The sequence below is a fragment of the Bartonella sp. AC535YNZD genome (assembly GCF_042196625.1).
Lineage (GTDB): Bacteria > Pseudomonadota > Alphaproteobacteria > Rhizobiales > Rhizobiaceae > Bartonella.
On the sequence record NZ_JBHIQP010000042.1, the window covers coordinates 1 to 2,545 of the forward strand.

Annotated in this window: 4 protein-coding genes; all 4 read left to right on the plus strand. The window is 44.2% G+C overall.

Annotated features, from left to right (window positions below; genetic code table 11):
* The first annotated feature begins 24 nt into the window (after positions 1 to 24).
* Positions 25 to 510, plus strand: a complete 486-nt coding sequence (locus ACFIM8_RS08950) for a phage tail protein (protein WP_375614256.1) — start codon at positions 25 to 27, stop codon at positions 508 to 510.
* On the plus strand, positions 507 to 761 hold the full coding sequence (locus ACFIM8_RS08955) for a tail protein X (RefSeq protein ID WP_375614816.1): 255 nt from the start codon (positions 507 to 509) through the stop codon (positions 759 to 761). Before ACFIM8_RS08950 ends, ACFIM8_RS08955 begins: the two co-directional genes overlap by 4 nt.
* Positions 761 to 1,783, plus strand: coding sequence for a phage late control D family protein (locus ACFIM8_RS08960; RefSeq protein ID WP_375614818.1), 1,023 nt, complete (start codon positions 761 to 763; stop codon positions 1,781 to 1,783). Before ACFIM8_RS08955 ends, ACFIM8_RS08960 begins: the two co-directional genes overlap by 1 nt.
* The coding region (locus ACFIM8_RS08965; protein ID WP_375614817.1) for a DnaB-like helicase N-terminal domain-containing protein at positions 1,740 to 2,545 on the plus strand (806 nt) is incomplete at its 3' end. The genes ACFIM8_RS08960 and ACFIM8_RS08965, both read left to right, overlap by 44 nt.

A 2,545-nucleotide genomic window follows, 5' to 3' on the forward strand; every position in this document is an offset into this window, starting at 1 on the left:
GATACAATCAAGGGGAGGGCGTCTATGAGAGATCCTTTGCTGATGTTAGGACCACATCTTTTTTATGTGGACTGGCTGAATTTCCAATCCTTTGAGGAAGAGTTTTCTGCTTCATGGGTTTGCCTAGAGCGTTTTGGTGAGGCTCCAGGTTTGCAATTTACCGGTTATGGCAATGATGCCAAAACCATCCATGGGGTGTTGTTTCCAGAAGAGTTTGGGGACCGGGTAGCGATAGATGCTATCACCAGAACCATTCGTGCTGCCAAGCCCGTTCAGATGATCCGTTGGATGAGTGACAATGGCTATAGCGCCATTCTCCATGGATCTGTGGTAATCACCAGTGTCACGAAAGATCACGACTATATTAGTCGCTCTGGTCAATCGGGGCGCATTCGCTATGCCATTAGCTTGTTACCGTTTTTCGATGGAGGAAAACCGCAAGGTCAATATCAGGTGGGACAATACCAAGAGGGATATGGTCAATATTCCCAAGGAGGAGAAACGCCATGAAGATACCAGAAAAGCACTTCGTGGTAGAGCTAGAAGATATGAGTCTCGATCTGATCTGCTTTCACCATGCCATGGCTGTGTTAGGGGACCGTTCTCAAGTTGGGGGACTAAATGGCTATTTAGAAGCCACACTGGAAGCCAATCCAGGTATTGCAGGGTATGGTTCTTTGTTGCCACGGGGCTTAAAGGTCATTCTGCCTGAGTTTGTTAGCCAAGAAAAGAACAGCGTGGTGAAGCGGTTATGGGATTAATGCGCACGCATCCTTTTATTGAGGTGAGGGTGGGGGATAAGCTTGTTCATGAGGTTTTTTACCAGCGTCTTTTAACCGCAACCATTACGGACCATGCCGGCAATGAAGCCGATACATTTGAAGCAGAGTTTGATGATAGTGGTAATGATTTAGAGGTTCCCTCAAGCAACAGCACTCTGCAAGTGATTTTTGGCTATGAGAACAGCATCAGTGCCTTTATGGGGCGTTTTGTTGTTGAGTCGGTGGTGAGTATTGGGGGCAGTGATGGAGAGATTTTGCGCCTTTGTGGCAAAAGCGCCTCGATGCGTAAAGAACTCAAAGAACAAGCGAGTGAACATTTTGATCACAAAACTGTTGGTGAGATTGTTGAGACACTCGCCAAACGCCATGGCTATCAAGCAAAGGTGAGTCCACAATTTATCAAACAAACTCTTTCTTATGTGATTCGTACAGATCAATCGGCGGTTGATTTTTTAACCCGTCTTGCGGACCGCATGCAGGCGCGTTTTTTAATCAAAGACCATAAGTTTTTATTTTTAAGCGGGGATAATTTACCAGCACTTGAACTTCATAAGCACGACTGTTCTAACTGGGAATTCACGTTAGAGCCACGCACGCAATACGGCATCATTGAAGCTTCTTATTTTGATCGCTCAACAGGGCAACAATGCCAAGTCAAGCATCAGACAGGGTTTAGCGGGCCTGTGCGGCGTCTTCGCAGTTGTTATCCATGTCAAGAGGAAGCTTTATCTGCCGCCGCTTCCGAGTCGGATCGCTTATGTCGTGCTGTAGGCAGTGGTTCTTTGTCTCTTGAGGGACGCCCTGAAATCATGGCGGATCAACCTCTCATCCTTCAAGGGTTTCGTGGGCAAATCAATGGACCATGGAAAGCCGCTACCGTCACACATCGTTATGAAAAACAAAGCGGATACACAACAGAAATCACACTTGAGGCACCAAACAAGGGAAAAGAAAGCAATGAGAACATTGAACATGCTAAAAACAGAAAATCCAAGAGATAATTTTGCTTCTTCTTTTCGTCAACTTCCCCATAATATTGAAGCGGAACAGGCATTACTTGGAGCAATCCTGATTAATAATAATGCACTCGATCGCGTTTCAGACTTTCTCAAAGCAGAACATTTTTTTGAAACGCTACATCAAAAGATCTTTGAGATTGTCTTACAAATTATTCAAAAGGGCCATCTTGCAAACCCCATTACAATTAAGCCCTATATCCAAATGGAAGAAAAAATTGGAGATATTACTGTATACCAGTATGTTGTTCGCTTAGCCACAGAGGCAGTCACTATTATTAACGCTGAAGATTATGGACGTGTCATTTACGATCTTTTTATCCGCCGGTCTTTGATTAATCTTGGCAATGAAGTTGCCAATACAGCTTTTGATGCGCCTCTGGAGTTCACACCTTCCCAACAAATTGAAACGATTGAAAATCAATTATTTGAGTTAGCCGAAAAAGGAAAATATGGAGGTGGGTTTGAAAATTTTGATACAGCCATTGCAAAAGCACTTAACATGGCAAGCGCTGCGAAAAAGCGTTCCTCACAGCTCTCAGGGATAGCTACCCATATCAAAACCCTTGATGAAAAAATGGGAGGGCTACAACCATCCGATTTGATTATCATAGCTGGACGCCCTGGGATGGGTAAAACATCACTTGCTACCAATATTGCTTTTAATATTGCTAATGCTTGTAAGCGTGATAACAGCCAAGCCAATGAAGGGGGTATTGTTGGTTTCTTCTCACTTGAGATGTCAAC

What these genes read in the sequence shown, in the direction of transcription:
- ACFIM8_RS08960 (WP_375614818.1), top strand. Translation starts at nt 761, where the DNA reads ATGCGCACGCATCCTTTTATTGAGGTGAGGGTGGGGGATAAGCTTGTT.
- ACFIM8_RS08955 (WP_375614816.1), top strand. Translation starts at nt 507, where the DNA reads ATGAAGATACCAGAAAAGCACTTCGTGGTAGAGCTAGAAGATATGAGT.
- ACFIM8_RS08950 (WP_375614256.1), top strand. Translation starts at nt 25, where the DNA reads ATGAGAGATCCTTTGCTGATGTTAGGACCACATCTTTTTTATGTGGAC.